This is a genomic window from Arthrobacter sp. PvP023 (assembly GCF_017832975.1).
Lineage (GTDB): Bacteria > Actinomycetota > Actinomycetes > Actinomycetales > Micrococcaceae > Arthrobacter.
Window position 1 is genome coordinate 4,343,296 of the sequence record NZ_JAFIBI010000001.1, and the last position, 15,742, is coordinate 4,359,037.

A 15,742-nucleotide genomic window follows, 5' to 3' on the forward strand; every position below is an offset into this window, starting at 1 on the left:
GAATGGACCGGTGATGCAATCCCCCCTCCCCGTGCGCGACGGCGTGAACGCGACCCGCCTGCGCCTCCCGGACGAGGGGCCGTGGGACACCGCGATGGACTACATGATGCACCGCTGGGGCCACATCGACCCGCAGGGCATCGAGGACCGTTTCGACGCCGGCGAGATCGTGGGCGAGGGCGGCGTTCCGCTGGACAGGCGCACCAGGCTCGAGGACCACACGTTCATCTGGTACTACCGCACCCTCCCGCCGGAGACGCGGCTTCCCGTTGAACTCAGCATCCTGCACCAGGACGACCACATCCTTGTGGTGGACAAGCCCCACTTCCTGCCCACCACTCCGGGCGGCACTTATATCCAGGAGTCGGCCCTGGTGCGGCTTCGGAACCAGCTGGACCTCCCGGACTTGATCCCCATGCATCGCCTGGACCGGATGACGGCCGGCATCCTCCTGCTCTCCACCAACCCCGAGACCCGCGGCAAGTACCAGGTGCTCTTCGAGAAGCGCCAGGTCCAGAAGGAGTACGAGTGCGTGTCCGCCGCGGAACCGGCCGCCGGGTACCCCGCCGTCGACTTCCCCATGGTGGTCCGGAACCGCATGACCAAGTCCCGCAGCTACCTGCTGGCCGAGGTGGTGGACGGCGAACCCAATGCGGAAACCCGCATTGAACTGATGAAAACGTTCGACGCCGGCACTCACGCAAGTGAACCGGCGCGCCGGGGCCTGTACCGCCTTGAGCCGCACTCCGGAAAGACCCACCAGCTCAGGGTGCACATGGCGTCGCTGGGACTGGGGATCGCTAATGATGCCTTCTACCCCGAGCTGCTGGACAAGGCACCGGACGACTACACCAGGCCCCTGCAGCTCCTGGCCCGCGGAATCCGGTTTATCGACCCCATCACCGGGCAGCCCGTGGAGTACCGCAGCCGGCTTCAGCTCAGCGAGGCCCCGGCCTAGGACCAGCCCGGGACCGGACCATGCCCGCCGTCCCGCGTCACGAAAATGAGGTACCTTGTGCCCATGGACCTCGCCAACGCTGACACCTGGGGCGCCGCGATCTATTTCTGGATCATCCCCATCGTCCTTGGCGACGCCATTTTCCCGCCCGTCCCCTCCGAAATGGTGGTGATCACGGGCGGGGCGCTCGCCGCGGAAGGCCGCGCCAACTTCCTGCTGGTGGGACTCCTTGCCGCGTTTGCGTCGTGGGTCGGCGATGTTATGGTGTTCCAGCTGTTCAAGCGCCGCCTCAGCCATGTCCTGGACCGGTGGGGGTGGGGCCGCAAGTTCCACAGCGGCATCCACGCCGCCATCGCCAAAGCGGGCCGTTCCACCACGTACGGCGCCATCATCGGTGTGCGGTTCATTCCGGGCGGACGGCTGGCGACGTCGGCTGCCGCCGGCATTGCCGACGTCACCACCCGCGCATTCAGCTTCTGCGCCGCGCTGGGCGGAGTTCTCTGGGGCACCTGGCTCACGGGTCTCGGCTATTTCACCGGGTCCGCCACCAAGCTGCCGTTCTGGGCGAGCTCGCTGATCGGCGTCGCCGTCGGGCTGGTGATCGGCGCCGTCGTGGGCATGATTGCCACCCGGCGCCGCGGCAGCCGGTCCCCCGTGGACGAACCCGGCGATCCGGCTTAGACGGGAGCCCAGCGGCCGCGGCTGCGGCGGAGCACCAAAAGTGCGCCCGTCACCGCAACGCGCTCGACGGCGTCGCGCATCATCGCTGCCGACTCCCGCGCCTGGTTGTTCTCACCGGTGTACTCTGTCGGCTCCACCAGGAAGCGGAGGTTCAGTTCAGGAACACCGGCGGCAATCTGCAGCTGGTTCGACTCCACGTGGTGCCTCGTGCCGAGCGCTTCGACTGCGGCGGCCATCACGGCCTCGGGAGGATTGCCGGGCTTCAGCCCGGTGATCTTGAGTCTGGTCTGGAACGAAGGCATGAAATCAACCCTAGCGTCAGGACGCTCTCTCACTTTTCGCCGCTGTTATTCAAACGCTCTCTCACTTTTGGCCGCCAAACTCCAAACGCTCCCTCAGAGGTGAGAGAGCGTTTGGAGATTTCCCGCCGGAAGTGAGAGAGCGTTGGTTATCCGGTGTTGCGGAGGCCCGCTGCTACGCCGTTGACCGTGATGAGCATGGCCCGCTGTAGGCGTTCATCAATCTCGGCCCCGGAAATGCTCTCGCCCTCGGAATCTTCGGCCCGCATACGACGCATCAGTTCCACCTGGAGGTAGCTGATGGGGTCGAGGTACTGGTCGCGGATCTCCAGGGAGCGCTTGAGGGTGGGCTGCGCGTCGAGGAGCACGTGCTCGCCGGTGAGCTTCTGGATCTCGGCGACGGTGAGGTCGTATTCCTCCCGGATGGCCCGGAACAAATGGTGCAGCTCTTCAGGGACCAGCGTCGAGACGTAGTAGCCGGCAATGTCCATATCCGTTTTGGCCAGCGTCATTTCCACGTTGGACAGGACCGAGCGGAAGAAGTGCCAGCCGTCCATCATTTCCGTGAGCTGTTCCGTGTTGCCGGCTTCACGGGCAGCCTTCAGTCCGGAGCCCACGCCGAACCAGCCCGGCACGATCTGACGCGACTGGGTCCAGCCGAAGACCCACGGGATGGCGCGCAGCCCGCCCAGACCGGCGCCGGAGTCCGGACGCTTGGACGGACGGGAGCCGATGTTGAGGGAGCCGAGCTGTTCCACGGGAGTGGATGCCATGAAGTACGCCGGCAGGTCCGGATCGTCGATGAGCGAGCGGTACCGTGCGAACGCGGCATCGGAAATGGTCTCCATGACGTGGCCGTAGCGCTCGCGCTGGTCCTCGGACGTACGCGGGGTGCGGTGCAGGGCGGAACCCTGCATCACGGCAGCGAGGGAAAGCTCCAGGTTCTCGCGCGCCAGCTCCGGCAGGGAGTACTTGTCCGAGATGACTTCACCCTGCTCGGTGAACTTGATTTCGCCTTCGAGGACGCCGTTGGGCTGCGCCATGATCGCGTCGTACGTGGGTCCGCCGCCACGGCCCACGGAGCCGCCGCGGCCGTGGAAGAGCCTGACCCGGACGCCGTGCTTGGCCGCGACATCGCGCAGCTTCCGCTGGGTTTTGTGGATTTCCCACTGGCTGGTCATCACGCCGGATTCCTTGTTGGAGTCCGAGTAGCCAAGCATGATTTCCTGTACGTCACCGCGCAGCCGGACGAGTTCCCGGTAGGACGGATCGGACAGCAGCTGGTCCACGATCTCGGCCGAGGCCCGCAGCTCCTCCACCGTTTCCAGCAACGGAGCAAAGCCGATCTTGGCGTATGGCGCGTCACCAAAGAGGCTGACGAGCCCTGCTTCGCGGGCCAGTACGGCAGCGGCAAGGACGTCGTCGGCGCCGCGGGTCATGGAAATGATGTACGTCTCGATGACGTCCGGGCCGTACGTCTTGAGGGCGCGCCGGATTTCACGGAAGACGTCGTACGTGCCGTCAGCCACGCCGTCGAGCTTGATCGGGTGGCCGGACAGCGGACGGCGGGACCCGAGTTCCGCCCCCAGCACCTCCAGCCGCTCGGCGCGGCTGAGTTCGGAATACCGCACGCCGGGACCGCCCAGGCGGTCCATGAGCTGCCCGACGGCGTCGTGGTGGTGGTCGGCGTGCTCGCGGATGTCCAGGGTGGCCAGGTGCAGCCCGAAGGAGGCGATGGCGCGGCGGACCCGTGCAAGCGCACCGTCCGCGGCCAGGCCGGCGTGGTGGTTGCGGAGTGATTTCTCCAGCAGCCCGAGCTCGGCGAGGACGCCTGCGGTTGAGGTGTAGTCCCGGCCGGGCTCGTGGGAGGAGCCGGCCGCCACGCGCTTGGCCGTGTTGAGGAGCTTTGCCTTGATGCAGGTGAGCTTAAGCCGGTAGGGCTCCTGGGCGTTGAGTTCCAGGACCCGGCGGTCCAGGCCCGGGAGGTTTTTGAGGTCCGTGTCGATCGAGTCCAGCAGCTCCTGGTCCGCCCCGGCCAGCGCCGTGGAGTTGGACAGGATGGCGATGAGTTCGTCGATCATGGCAATGCTGATCCGGACGGCATGCTGGTTCTGGATCTGCAGGATCTCGCGGGTGACGCCGGCAGTGACGTTCGGGTTGCCGTCTCGGTCGCCGCCGATCCACGAGCCGAAGCGGATGGGGGCCTTCTGCGACGGCAGCGTCACGCCGTGCTCGCCCAACAGCTCGGAGAGGTCCGAAAGCATTTCAGGCATGGCATCGGTGAGGATGCTGTTCAGGTAATAGATGGCGTTGCGGGCCTCGTCCACGGGGGTGGGCCTGACCTGGCGGAGCTCGTCCGTCTGCCACATCTGGTCAATTACTTCGGCGAGCTGGCGGTCCTGGCGGCGGCGGGCCGAGGTGCCTTCCTCCGTGGAAACTGCCAGGACGTCGGAAAGCCGGCGGATCTTGTCCAGGACGGAGCGGCGGGAGGCTTCCGTGGGGTGGGCTGTGAAGATGGGGCGGACATCCAGCTCGTTGACCACTTCCTGGAGGACTGCCGGTCCGGCCTGGCCGGAGATTTCCTCCACGGCCTTGGCCAGCCAGCCGTCCTTTTCCTGCCGGGTCCGCAGGCCCCGTACCCGGTGGACCTGTTCGGCAGCGTTGGCCAGGTGGAAGTAGAACGCAAAAGCACGAACCAGGTCGGTGGCCTGGTCGATGGGCAGGGAGCCGAGCAGTTCGCGGACCTGGGCGACGACGTCGTGCGAGCTCCAGGGGCCGGTGGCGTCCGCGCCTCCGCGGGCGGCCTCCTTGGATTCCTTGGTCAGGAGGCGGACCTGCTCGACGAGGTCGAGGAGCTCGGGGCCGTGCTGGCGGACCAGCGATTCGCCCAGCAGGGTGGAGACGCGCCGGACATCCGCCCGGAGCTCGGACGCGAGATCAGCGCTGGAATCGGAGCCGGCAGGATCAGTTCCTGCCGCGAGATGAGCGCCTGGATTTACTGCAGTGTTAGCCATGGAAACTATCTTTCGAGGGTTCGGACTTGGCTCGTACACTGCGCTGGATACTGTGAGCCGGGTTACGTGTTCCTATGGGATGTTACCCGGCACTCTTGCGGCGTGGGAATTTGTCTCAGATAGTGTTCGTGCCCTTGACGTCCGCGGCGGCCCCCTGTTTTAGTAGGGGCCGCCGTCGGCCTTATCGGGAGGAACGGCGGCCTAGCGGGCGATCTTGAAGTTGAAGTTTGCCGTTCCCAGTGCGCCCCAGAGCCGCAGCCAGATCGGCAAGAGCATCTCCGAGCCGCGTGCCGTGGTGATATCGCCCAAGTCAATGACGTCCTGGTGTCCGAGGCTCTTGAGGAGCGTGGTCACCTCGGCTTTTGCCGCAGCGTCGTTGCCTGAGACGAACACGGAGTGGTCACCTCCCGCGGCACGCCCGGGGTCGACCATCAGGCTCGCGTTCATGGTGTTGAGGGTCTTGACAACCTTCGTTTCCGGGAACGTCCGCTGGATCTGCTCTCCCAGGCTGTCCGTGTTGACAGGGTTGAGCGTAGGGGGCATACCGTGCGAGAAGTCGAGCGGATTGGCGATATCCACCAGGATCTTCCCGGCAAGATTTTCCGTTCCGGCCGCGGTGAGGGCGGAGAGGGAACTCGCCCCTTCGGTGGCGTTGACCACCAACTCTGCGCCTGCTGCCGCATCTGCGAACGCAGCCAGGTGCACGTGGGGGTGCTCCGGAAGCCACTGGCTGAAGGGCGCTGCACCCATGGCGTCCGGCTCCGTGCGTGCCAGCGTGGCTTTCGGATCGCGGGTCCCGATGGCTACTTCATGGCCGAGATCTGCCAACGCCCCGGCCATGGCCCTGCCGACCGTGCCGGTTCCCAGTACAGCAATTTTCATGGCGTCCTCATTCTGGTCTCAATAGTGCGTCTCAACGGGTGCGTCTATGGTTGCGTCGCAGCAATTGAGGCGCTCGGGTAGACAGGTCCGTCTACTGGTGAAAAAGACGCTATCAGACAGATCTGTCTACGGCAAGGCTCACCCTGAGTTGAGATATCGGCTGACAATAACGCCGAGAAGTAAGCCAGCTCAGGCGCAGACAGACTTGTCTGTGTACCATGGAGTCATGACGACGCCAGCACCCGTACAGCAGGCTGTCCGAACGCCGGCCGGACCCGCCAGGGAGAAGATCCTGGCCACCGCCTTCAGGCTCTTCTACGCCCACGGCCTGCGCGCTGCCGGCATCGACACCATCATCGCCGAATCCGAAATCTCCAAGGCCACGTTCTACAAGTACTTTCCCGCCAAGGACGAACTGATCCTCGCCTACCTGGACAAGGTGGATGCCATCTGGACGGGACAGCTCCACGCTGCAGCGGAGGCCGCGGGCCCGGACCCTGCTGCGCAGCTTGCAGGGCTGTTCGATGCCCTCGCTTCCGCGTGCCGCCGCGACGGCTACCGGGGCTGCGCATTTATCAACGCCGCCGCCGAGTCAGCATCCGGGACGAGGGTCCATGCGCGCACCGTTGCCCATAAGAAGGCCGTGCTGGCGTGGATGGAGGGGCTGGCTGCCGAGGCCGGCGCCGCACGGCCGGACCGTCTGGCACGAAGCCTCTCGCTAATTCTGGACGGTGGCCTGGCCAGCGGCGTACTGGACGGCGACCCGGAAGCCGCCGTCACCGCCCGGGAGGCTGCCTCCCAGCTGATAGCCGCCAGCCTGGGCACCCGGAGCAACCAGACCCCGCCTCAGTAATCAGGACCAGGAACAACGAACGAGGAACCATGAACACTTCCACTGACGCACAACTGGAGCGCTGGAACCGGTTCCGCTCCAACCGCAACAAGGCGCTGGCCAGCGAGCACGGCTGGCTGACCCTCACATCGTTCCAGTGGCTGGAAAGCCGGCCCGCCGCCGTCGACCTCGCCCCTGGGCTCTGGTCAACGGACGGGACGACGGCATTCCTCACCGCGGCGGCGGCCGATGGACTGACCCTGGTGGATTCCGGGCAGCCTGTCGACGGCACCATTTCCGCCGTGCTGGCGGACGAGGAGTCGCTGATGTGGGTGCAGTTCGGCGGCGACGACGGCAGGCAGGTGGTGGTGGAACTGGCCATGCGCGCGGACAAGTACGCCATCCGTACCCGCGATTCCCGCTCGCCGGTGTTTACGGAGTTCGACGGCGTGCCCTCCTTTGAGTACCGCCCCGACCTGGTGGTCGACGCCCAGTTCCGCCCCTATCCGGAGCCCGTGGATGTTCCCATCGGCACCGCGAACCCGCTGGTGGACGGCGTGCACCGCACCGTCGGCGAGCTGGTGTTCCGGCTGCCCGGCAAGGACCATGAGTTCCACCTGCAGGCGGAAGAGGAAAAGCTCGGAGCCCTGACCGTCACGTTCCACGACGAAACCAACGGGGACTCGACGGATGAGTGGCGCAAGGTGTCCACGGCCAGGCCACGGCCGGACGGCTCAGTGGTCCTGGACTTCAACCGCGCCATCAACTACCCAAGCGCGTTCACCCCGTACGGGACCTGCCCAATGCCGGTGAAGAACAACAGCCTGGACTACCGGATCGAAGCCGGCGAGAAGGACCCGATGATCGCCGGCTGAGTGCGTTCGCGCTCCTCCTGGCCCTAGACGATCGCGGACACCCCGGTGACGGCGCGGCCCACGATCAGCGTGTTGATCTCGAACGAGCCCTCATAGGTGTAGATGGCCTCGGCGTCGGCGAAGATCTTGGCCATCCGGAAATCCGATACGATCCCGTTTCCGCCCAGGATGGCCCGCCCCATGGCCACGGTTTCGCGCATCCGTGCACTCGTGTACGACTTCGCCAGTGCCACCTGGGCCATATCTGCCGCCCCGTCCTGCTGCAGCTGGGCGATCCGGACCATCATGCCCATGCTGGCCACGGCATTGCCGAGCATGTTTACCAGCTGCTGCTGGATGAGCTGGAATTTGGCCAGCGGACGGCCAAACTGCTGGCGTTCGACGGCGTGCTGCCGGGCAACGTCGAACGCCGCCAACTGCTGGCCCACAGCCTGCCACGCCACCATGATCCGGGACCCGCGGAGCAGTTCGTTGGTGTCCTCGAAACTGCTGATGCCGGCGAAGCGGTCCGTCTCCGCCACCCGCACGTCCCGGAAGACAATGTCCGCGTTCTGCACTGTGCGCAGGGCGATCTTGTTTTCGATCCGGCTCCGGCTGACTCCCGGGAGGGCCGCGTCCAAGATGAATCCCCGGATGGCGCCGTCGGCCTCGTCCCGGGCCCACACGAGCATGTAGTCGCAGAACGTCCCGTTGCCGATCCAGCGTTTGGCTCCGTTGAGGATCCAGCAGTCGCCGCCGTCGTCCGCTCCCCCGGGAACCCGCCGCGCCCGTGTTTCCATTCCGCCGGCTACATCGGAGCCGTGCTCCGGCTCGGTCAGCGCGAAGGCGCCGGTGGTGCGGAGGCTGGCGGCGTCCTCGAGCAGGCGGGCTTTCTGCTCATCGGAGCCGAACCCGTACAGGGATTCCACGAAGAGGTCATGGTGCACGAGGAAGAAGGTGGCGATTGACGTGTCCACCCTGGTGATTTCGGCAATCACCAGGCCCGCGAACAGGTGGCTGTAGCCGCGCTGGGCGGGGGCGCTCAGCTCGAGGGCGGCAAGTTTGGGCAGGATATGGGCGGGAAATTCGGCGTTGTTCCACCACTCCGTGGCGAACGGCGCGATCTCGGCCGCCAGGAATTCGCGCAGCTCCTCCAGCTTCCGGCGCTCCCTGTCGCTGAGCAGAGACTCGAACCCGAAGAAGTCGGCCGTGGGCAGCGAATGCACAGAGCTCGCGGACGTCGCCGGTTGCACCGGGATCGGCGCCGGGGTCACTTCGGCCCCATCCGGATGGCGCCGTCGAGGCGGATGGTTTCGCCATTGAGCATGGCGTTGTTCACGATGTGCGCGGCCAGGTTGGCGTATTCAGCGGGCCGGCCCAGCCGGGACGGATGCGGGACTTGCCGCCCCAGCGAATCCTGGGCTTCCTGCGGCAGCCCGGCCATCATGGGGGTCTCGAAAATGCCCGGCGCGATGGTGACCACGCGGATCAGGGAGCGGGCCAGCTCACGGGCGATCGGCAGGGTCATGGCCGCCACGGCACCCTTGGAGGCGGCGTAGGCGGGCTGGCCGATCTGCCCGTCGAACGCGGCCACGGATGCGGTGTTGATGATGACGCCGCGCTCGGGGCCGCCAAGTTCGGTCACGGCGGGCTCAGTGGCGGCCATAGCGGCGGCCGCGAGGCGGATTACGTTGAAGGTGCCCACGAGGTTGATCTGGATGACGCGGCTGAAGGTGTCCAGCGGCAGCACGCCTTCGCGGCCAAGGACCTTCCCCGGGGTGGCGATGCCGGCACAGTTCACCACGATGCGCAGCGGTCCCAGGGCGACGGCGGCGTCGACGGCGGCCTGCACCTGGTCTTCACTGGTCACGTCGGCAGGGACAAACACGGCGGACGCGCCCGCCTCGCCGGTGGCAGCCCCGGACCCGCCGGGACCGGCCGCGCCGGGGCCGGCCGCGCCGGCAGCGTTCAGCTCCGTCGCGTACGCTTCGCCGGGCGACGACGGCAGGTCCACCAGCACCACCGATGCCCCGGCGTCGAACAGGCGCCGTGCCGTTGCGGCGCCCAGCCCGGAGGCCCCGCCTGTGATGAGCGCGACAGTACCTTTGATGTCCATGCATCCTCCTTGATGTGGAACCGAACCCGGCGTAACGCTAGTTAATGAATGTTAACTGGAATGTGCGCAAACCGCACGTTCGGCGGCAGCCCTCGAGGAACGGTCGCCGGACTCCCCGCTAGGCTGGCACCATGACCTCTCCAGACGCCGCCGCACCCGCGGACTGGTCTGCCAGGGCCGACGAGGCCGCCCGTTCCGTGACCAGGATGTTCGGGCAGCGGCTGTTCTTCCTGCCCGGAACGCATATCGCGGCGATCGAACGTCCGTCCAGCCGGCTGAAGAACCTGAGTCGGCCCTGGCACTACTGGTGGCAGGCGCACTATGTGGACTGCCTCGTGGACGCCAGCCGCCGTGAGCTGGCACGGGGGGCAAGGTTCGACGGCGGGAGCCGGCCCAGCGCCGGAAGGCTGGCTTCGCAGCTGGTCACCGGCATCCGGCTGCGCAACTTCCTCACCTTCGTCAACAACTACTACGACGACATGGCCTGGCTCGCACTGTCCACCCTCCGGCTGGAGAAACTCGCAGAAGAGACGCGAAAGCCGGGCAGCCGGCGCCACGCCCGGATCCGGCGAAGCCTCACGCTGCAGTTCGATTCCGCCTCCACGGACGACCTGGGCGGCGGCACCTTCTGGAGTAAGAAAAGGGACTTCAAGAACACGCCCGCCACGGCTCCGGTGGCGCTCTACTATGCCCGCACCGGGAATCCGGCCAAGGCCCAGGCCCTGGTGGACTGGCTCCACGCCAAGCTGTTCAACCCCGCCCAGGGCATGTACCAGGACGGACTGCGGATCGGCGCCGGCGGCGAAGTGGTACTGGAAGCCGCCATCTACACCTACAACCAGGGCCCGGTCCTGGGGGCGCTGCTGGAGCTCGGCGGCCAGGGGAACCTTGACCGGGCCGCCGCCCTGGTGGACGCCGTGTCCCGCAACCTGACCCGCCCCACTACCCTCAAGTCCGGCAGGACAGCCGCCGTGCTCCGCTGCGATGGAACGGGCGACGGCGGCCTGTTCACCGGGATCCTGGCGCGCTACCTTGCGCTCGCGGCAGTGGACGGACGGCTGCCCGACCGGACCCGCGCCATTGCGGCCGCCCTGGTTGCGGAGACCGCGCAGGCACTGTGGGAAGGCCGCCGCGCCGTGGATCCGGAGGAACCGCTGGCGGGCTATGACGCGCACCTGGTGTTCCCGGTGTTCCCCGAGACACCCGCGGGCGGCTCATATCCGGCGGGTGCCGCCGTCGAACTTTCCACCCAGCTGCAGGCCTGGATGATGCTGGAGGCCGCCGCAGCAGTCCAGGCCGCCGGCCAGGCAACCCGGCCCGACGCGCCAAACTGACTCCCGGACGCCCTCTCCTTCCTGACGGCGGCTAATTAAGTCACGTAAAAGTACCGTAATTGATGTGATCCTGATCACTTAAGGCCGCCTCAGCTTGGTTCCTTAGGTTTGGCTAACCTACAGTTTTTTGCAGTGAGCATGCCCTAACTTCCCCTCACGCGGACTCCGGTCCACCGAGAGTTTTTTCCAGAAAGAAGCCCCCAATGAAGATCCGCACCAACGCGCTGGCAGGAATCGCACTCGCCGCCACCGCAGCCCTCGGCCTCGCCGCCTGCGGCTCCGGAAGCTCCACCCCCGCTGCAAGCTCCGCCGCGGCCGACGGCAAGGTGTCCGGCGAAATCACCGTCTACAACGCCCAGCACGAAAGCCTGACCAAGGAATGGGTTGACGCTTTCACCGCGGAAACCGGCGTCAAGGTCACCCTTCGCCAAGGCTCGGACACCGAGATGTCCAACCAGATCATCCAGGAAGGCGCAGCCTCCCCGGCCGACGTTTTCCTGACCGAGAACTCCCCCGCAATGGCGCAGGTTGAGAACGCCGGACTGTTCGCGGACGTGGACAAAGCCACCATCGACCAGGTGCCCGCCGAGTTCCGTCCCTCCACCGGCAAGTGGACCGGCATCGCCGCGCGCTCCACGGTCCTGGTTTACGACAAGACCAAGCTGACCGAAGACCAGCTGCCCAAGTCCATGCTGGACCTGGCCAAGCCGGAGTGGAAGGGCAAGTGGGCCGCTTCACCGTCCGGCGCTGACTTCCAGGCGATCGTTTCGGCCCTCCTTGAGCTCAAGGGCGAAGCGGCAGCCGAGGAATGGCTCAAGGGCATGAAGGAAAACTTCAAGGCCTACAAGGGCAACAGCACGGCCATGAAGGCCGTCAACGCCGGCGAAGTCGACGCCGCGCTGATCTACCACTACTACTACTACGGCGACCAGGCCAAGACCGGCGAGAACTCCAAGAACGTCACGCCGTACTACTTCAAGAACCAGGACCCGGGCGCATTCGTCTCCGTCTCCGGCGGCGGAGTGCTGAACTCCTCCAAGAACGCGGCTGCAGCCCAGGCCTTCCTGAAGTTCGTCACCGGCAAGAAGGGCCAGGAAGTCCTCCAGAAGGGCACCTCCTTCGAGTACGCCATCGCCTCCGACGTGCCGGCCAACGACAAGCTGGTTCCGCTGACGGAACTCCAGGCACCCACCGTTGACCCGGCCAAGCTCAACTCCGAAAAGGTCACCGAGCTGATGACCAAGGCAGGACTCCTGTAAATCAGTGCCAAATGGTAAATCAGTGCCAACTGACCTAGCGGCTCCGGACACTTCCGGAAGCACGACGACGGCGGGCAGGGGCAAGCGCCCCCGCCCGCCTTTCGGCGTTTCCGCGATATCCGTCATTGCCGTCCTCATTGCCCTGTTTTCCTTGGTCCCGCTGGGGTACGTCATCGTGATGACGGCCGCCACGGGTTGGGACACCGCCGTCGGACTGATCTTCCGCGAGCGCGTCGGGGAGCTTCTCCTCAACACGGTTCTGCTGATGGCCGTCACCGTGCCGCTCTGCGTGGTTCTGGGCGTGGGCGGGGCCTGGCTGGTGGAACGGACCACACTGCGGGGTCACAAATGGTGGGCCGTCCTGCTGGCCGCGCCGCTGGCCATCCCGGCCTTCGTCAACAGCTACGCCTGGGTTTCGGCCGTGCCGTCCCTGGGCGGGCTCTGGTCCGGTGTCCTGATCGCCACGCTGTCCTACTTCCCGCTGGTTTACATCCCCGCCGCAGCCACGCTCAGCCGGCTTGACCCGGCGATCGAACAGTCCGCGGCGTCGCTGGGCCTGGGCGCGTGGCGCACGTTCTTCCGGGTGGTCCTCCCGCAGCTCCGCATCGCCATGACCGGCGGGGCGCTCCTGGTCTCGCTGCACCTGCTTGCCGAATACGGCGCGTTCGCGATGATCCGCTTCGACACGTTCACCACCGCGATCATGGTGCAGTACCAGTCCACCTTCAACGGCACCGCCGGGAACATGCTGGCCAGCGTGCTGGTGTTCTTCTGCCTCATCCTGCTCCTGGTGGAGGTGCGGAGCCGCGGCACCGCACGCTACGCCCGGGTGGGCTCCGGCGCGCAGGCCAGGGCGCTCCGGCTGCCGCTCCACGCCTACCAGGGTCCGGCACAGCTCTTCCTGGCCAGCCTCACGGCCCTGGCCTTTGGCCTTCCGCTGACATTTGTTCTGCGGTGGATCGTCGCAGGCGGAGCCGATATCTGGGTGGCCGACGAATTCCTTCCCGCCCTGATGCAGACCATGGGCTACGGCCTGGCCGGTGCGGTGGCCACCACCGTGGTGGCGTTCCCCATGGCGTACCTCGCCGTGCGGTACCCCAGCTGGTTCAGCAAGGCGCTGGAGCTGTCCAACTACGTGACCAGCTCCATGCCGGGCATCGTGGTGGGCCTGGCCTTCGTGACCGTGAGTATCAGGGTTGCCCCCGGCTTCTACCAGACCACCGTGCTGCTTATCGCGGCCTATGTGCTGCTGTTCCTGCCCCGCGCGCTGGTGAACATCCGGGCAGGGCTGGCCCAGGCGCCCAAGGAACTCGACGAAGCCGCGCAGGCGCTGGGCAAGCCGCCGCTGGTGTCCTTCATCCGCGTCACGCTGCGGCTCACGGCGCCCGCCGCGGCAGGCGGGGCCGCCCTCGTATTCCTTGCCATCGTCAACGAGCTCACGGCCACCCTGCTGCTCTCCCCCAACGGCACCCGCACCCTTGCCACAGAATTCTGGAGCAAGAGCAGCGAGATCGACTACGCCGGCGCGGCACCGTATGCGCTGCTGATGATCCTGATCTCCGCCCCCATGACCTACCTCCTCTTCCAGCAGTCCAAGAAAGTGGCCGGACAGTGACAGATTCCTACACTTCCCCTGATGCCCCCTCCAGGCTTCCGGAGCCGCGGATCGCGCCGTCCGTGGCGACCAGCACCAACAGCCATCTGGAGATTGAGTCCGTCACCAAGAACTTCGGTTCGCAGGCGGTCCTCAAGGGCGTCAACCTGTCCGTGGCCAAGGGCGGGACCACCGCGATCGTTGGGCCCTCCGGCTCCGGGAAGACCACCCTGCTGCGCCTGATCGCGGGCTTCGAGCATCCCGATACCGGCAGCATTTCGCTCAACGGCGCCAAGGTGGCCGGTGAGGGCTTCTGGGTGCCGGCGCACAAACGCCACGTCGGCTACGTCGCCCAGGACGGCGCCCTGTTCCCGCACCTCACGGTGGGCCAGAACGTCTCCTTCGGCCTCAGTGCCGGCCACCTTTCCGGCGGGCGGCGCGAGGTCGCGGCCCGGGTGGGCGAGCTCCTGGAGATGGTCTCCCTCGATCCGTCCATGGCCAAGCGCCGGCCGCACCAGCTCTCCGGCGGTCAGCAGCAGCGGGTGGCACTGGCCCGGGCCCTGGCCCGCGAACCGGAGCTGATGCTGCTGGACGAGCCCTTCTCCGCGCTGGACGCGGGCCTCCGTGTGGCCACCCGCCGCGCGGTGGCCAAGGTCCTCAGCGAAGCCGGCGTGACCACCATCCTTGTCACGCACGACCAGGCCGAGGCGCTCTCTTTCGCGGACCAGGTTGCCGTGATGCGCGGTGGCAGGCTGGCCCAGATCGGCAACCCGTTCGTGGTCTACACCCGCCCCGCGGACCGGGCAACGGCGGAGTTCCTGGGCGACGCTGTCATCCTGGACGCCTGGATGGAGGGTTCGCTGGCCACGTGTTCGTTGGGCGGCATCCCGGTGCGCAGGCCCCCGGCCCAGGGCCGCGTGCAGCTCATGCTGCGGCCCGAGCAGATCCGCATTGCCGAAGACGGCCCCATCCGCGGCGTGGTGGTGGACACGGACTACTTCGGCCCGGAAACCACCGTTCGGCTGAAGCTGGCCGTGCCCCCGGAACTGGCAGCCGGCGCCATCCCGGACCACCGTTTCCCGGGCGGCGGCGAAGTGATCACCATCCGGCACTGGAACGCCTCCATCGCGCGGCCGGGCATGGAGCTCTGCCTGCGCGTAGTGGGCGAGGCCGTGGCCTTCCCAGTTGACGAGGACGCCAGCGCCTGACGCTTGCTACTCCGCGGGGCGCCCGCCCGCACGGGCGTTTACTCCGCGGGGCGCTTTTTCTGCGGGTACGGGGTTTCGCCGCGTGCCAGCATCTCGACGAATCCTGCGATCTTGCGTTCCCTGGTGGCCGCCTGCCTGACCGAGTTGGTGCGGTATATCAGGGCGAAGCGGTTCACCGACGTCAGCACGTCGAACATGGCCTGTGCCCGCGGTTCGGCGGCGATGGCGGCCGCCAGGTCCGCAGGCACTTCGGCGGAGGCCGCCCCGGAATACGCCGCCTCCCAGCGTCCGTCCGCTTTGGCGGCTTCGACGGCGGCCCGGCCGGTCGCGGTCATCCTGCCGGCTGCCTCGAGCTTTTCGATGCGGTCAACGTTCCGGGCCGACCACACGCTTTTGGGGCCCCGGCGCGTCATCCGTTGGAAGGAGCTGTCGTCGTCGCGCCTTCTGCCCTGGCCGTCGATCCACCCGAAGCACAGCGCCTCCTGCAGCGCGGCCTCGTAGTCCAGCTCGGTGGTGTTGCCGCCCTTCTTGTGCAGCACCAGCCAAACGCCCGGGCTGGTGGTGTGGTGCTGTTCCAGCCAGCTGCGCCATTCGGCGGCGTCCTTTACCAGCAGTTCCTCGAGTTCGATGGCCATGGCACCATTCTGCTACCCGGGATTCCTTAATCAAGGCGTGGCATCATGGCATTGTCACCGTCATTCCTACTCCGGG

14 protein-coding genes are annotated in these 15,742 nt (G+C 66.7%); 8 read left to right on the plus strand and 6 right to left on the minus strand.

From position 1 onward, the window contains the following. Positions 1 to 13: 13 nt before the first annotated feature. Positions 14 to 958, plus strand: a complete 945-nt coding sequence (locus JOE31_RS19680) for an RluA family pseudouridine synthase (protein WP_209748654.1) — start codon at positions 14 to 16, stop codon at positions 956 to 958. A 63-nt stretch (positions 959 to 1,021) separates the two neighbouring features. Beyond that, positions 1,022 to 1,639 (plus strand): DedA family protein, encoded by a 618-nt coding sequence (locus JOE31_RS19685; RefSeq protein ID WP_209747461.1) that lies wholly within the window; start codon positions 1,022 to 1,024, stop codon positions 1,637 to 1,639. On the opposite strand, the gene JOE31_RS19690 is transcribed toward JOE31_RS19685, so the two are convergent. From JOE31_RS19690 to JOE31_RS19700, 3 genes are all read right to left on the minus strand, one after another. After that, the gene (locus JOE31_RS19690; RefSeq protein ID WP_011690482.1) at positions 1,636 to 1,941 is read right to left on the minus strand and encodes a hypothetical protein; all 306 of its coding nucleotides are present in this window, start codon (positions 1,939 to 1,941) and stop codon (positions 1,636 to 1,638) included. The genes JOE31_RS19685 and JOE31_RS19690 overlap by 4 nt on opposite strands. A 146-nt stretch (positions 1,942 to 2,087) precedes the next feature. Continuing rightward, positions 2,088 to 4,952 carry a phosphoenolpyruvate carboxylase gene (ppc, locus tag JOE31_RS19695; protein WP_209747462.1) on the minus strand — a complete coding sequence of 955 codons (2,865 nt, stop codon included), beginning with the start codon at positions 4,950 to 4,952 and terminating at the stop codon, positions 2,088 to 2,090. A gap of 201 nt (positions 4,953 to 5,153) precedes the next feature. Beyond that, complete coding sequence (locus tag JOE31_RS19700; protein ID WP_209747463.1) at positions 5,154 to 5,834, minus strand: NADPH-dependent F420 reductase; 681 nt, start codon at positions 5,832 to 5,834, stop codon at positions 5,154 to 5,156. 226 nt (positions 5,835 to 6,060) lie between these two features. Here JOE31_RS19700 and JOE31_RS19705 point away from each other — a divergent pair, with 226 nt between their 5' ends. Continuing rightward, the gene (locus tag JOE31_RS19705) at positions 6,061 to 6,687 is read left to right on the plus strand and encodes a TetR/AcrR family transcriptional regulator (RefSeq protein WP_209747465.1); all 627 of its coding nucleotides are present in this window, start codon (positions 6,061 to 6,063) and stop codon (positions 6,685 to 6,687) included. A 29-nt stretch (positions 6,688 to 6,716) separates the two neighbouring features. Beyond that, complete coding sequence (locus JOE31_RS19710; protein WP_209747467.1) at positions 6,717 to 7,541, plus strand: DUF1684 domain-containing protein; 825 nt, start codon at positions 6,717 to 6,719, stop codon at positions 7,539 to 7,541. A 23-nt stretch (positions 7,542 to 7,564) separates the two neighbouring features. Here the strand turns inward: JOE31_RS19710 and JOE31_RS19715 are convergent, their stop codons facing one another. Continuing rightward, the gene (locus JOE31_RS19715; protein ID WP_209747469.1) at positions 7,565 to 8,794 is read right to left on the minus strand and encodes an acyl-CoA dehydrogenase family protein; all 1,230 of its coding nucleotides are present in this window, start codon (positions 8,792 to 8,794) and stop codon (positions 7,565 to 7,567) included. Next, positions 8,791 to 9,636, minus strand: coding sequence for an SDR family NAD(P)-dependent oxidoreductase (locus JOE31_RS19720; RefSeq protein WP_209747471.1), 846 nt, complete (start codon positions 9,634 to 9,636; stop codon positions 8,791 to 8,793). Before JOE31_RS19720 ends, JOE31_RS19715 begins: the two co-directional genes overlap by 4 nt. Before the next feature lie 131 nt (positions 9,637 to 9,767). Here JOE31_RS19720 and JOE31_RS19725 point away from each other — a divergent pair, with 131 nt between their 5' ends. The 4 genes from JOE31_RS19725 to JOE31_RS19740 all read left to right on the plus strand — a co-directional run bounded on the left by JOE31_RS19725 (position 9,768) and on the right by JOE31_RS19740 (position 15,031). Next, a complete protein-coding gene (locus JOE31_RS19725; RefSeq protein ID WP_209747473.1) occupies positions 9,768 to 10,970 on the plus strand; it encodes a glycoside hydrolase family 76 protein in 1,203 nt (400 codons plus the stop codon). A 203-nt stretch (positions 10,971 to 11,173) separates the two neighbouring features. Beyond that, on the plus strand, positions 11,174 to 12,229 hold the full coding sequence (locus tag JOE31_RS19730) for an iron ABC transporter substrate-binding protein (RefSeq protein WP_209747475.1): 1,056 nt from the start codon (positions 11,174 to 11,176) through the stop codon (positions 12,227 to 12,229). Positions 12,230 to 12,251: 22 nt separating this feature from the next. Then, positions 12,252 to 13,844: an iron ABC transporter permease gene (locus tag JOE31_RS19735; RefSeq protein WP_209747477.1), complete on the plus strand. Its 1,593-nt coding sequence runs from the start codon at positions 12,252 to 12,254 to the stop codon at positions 13,842 to 13,844. Continuing rightward, a complete protein-coding gene (locus JOE31_RS19740) occupies positions 13,841 to 15,031 on the plus strand; it encodes an ABC transporter ATP-binding protein (protein ID WP_307864454.1) in 1,191 nt (396 codons plus the stop codon). The genes JOE31_RS19735 and JOE31_RS19740 overlap by 4 nt, the downstream gene beginning before the upstream one ends. Before the next feature lie 38 nt (positions 15,032 to 15,069). Here the strand turns inward: JOE31_RS19740 and JOE31_RS19745 are convergent, their stop codons facing one another. Beyond that, a complete protein-coding gene (locus tag JOE31_RS19745; protein WP_209747479.1) occupies positions 15,070 to 15,666 on the minus strand; it encodes a YdeI family protein in 597 nt (198 codons plus the stop codon). Between the last annotated feature and the right edge of the window lie 76 nt (positions 15,667 to 15,742).

Bases quoted from the DNA above. Each gene is read 5' to 3' on its own strand.
- JOE31_RS19725 (WP_209747473.1), top strand. From the start codon at position 9,768: ATGACCTCTCCAGACGCCGCCGCACCCGCGGACTGGTCTGCCAGGGCC.
- JOE31_RS19720 (WP_209747471.1), bottom strand. From the start codon at position 9,636: ATGGACATCAAAGGTACTGTCGCGCTCATCACAGGCGGGGCCTCCGGG.
- JOE31_RS19700 (WP_209747463.1), bottom strand. From the start codon at position 5,834: ATGAAAATTGCTGTACTGGGAACCGGCACGGTCGGCAGGGCCATGGCC.
- JOE31_RS19710 (WP_209747467.1), top strand. From the start codon at position 6,717: ATGAACACTTCCACTGACGCACAACTGGAGCGCTGGAACCGGTTCCGC.
- JOE31_RS19680 (WP_209748654.1), top strand. From the start codon at position 14: ATGCAATCCCCCCTCCCCGTGCGCGACGGCGTGAACGCGACCCGCCTG.
- JOE31_RS19690 (WP_011690482.1), bottom strand. From the start codon at position 1,941: ATGCCTTCGTTCCAGACCAGACTCAAGATCACCGGGCTGAAGCCCGGC.
- JOE31_RS19705 (WP_209747465.1), top strand. From the start codon at position 6,061: ATGACGACGCCAGCACCCGTACAGCAGGCTGTCCGAACGCCGGCCGGA.
- JOE31_RS19745 (WP_209747479.1), bottom strand. From the start codon at position 15,666: ATGGCCATCGAACTCGAGGAACTGCTGGTAAAGGACGCCGCCGAATGG.
- JOE31_RS19730 (WP_209747475.1), top strand. From the start codon at position 11,174: ATGAAGATCCGCACCAACGCGCTGGCAGGAATCGCACTCGCCGCCACC.
- ppc (WP_209747462.1), bottom strand. From the start codon at position 4,952: ATGGCTAACACTGCAGTAAATCCAGGCGCTCATCTCGCGGCAGGAACT.
- JOE31_RS19685 (WP_209747461.1), top strand. From the start codon at position 1,022: ATGGACCTCGCCAACGCTGACACCTGGGGCGCCGCGATCTATTTCTGG.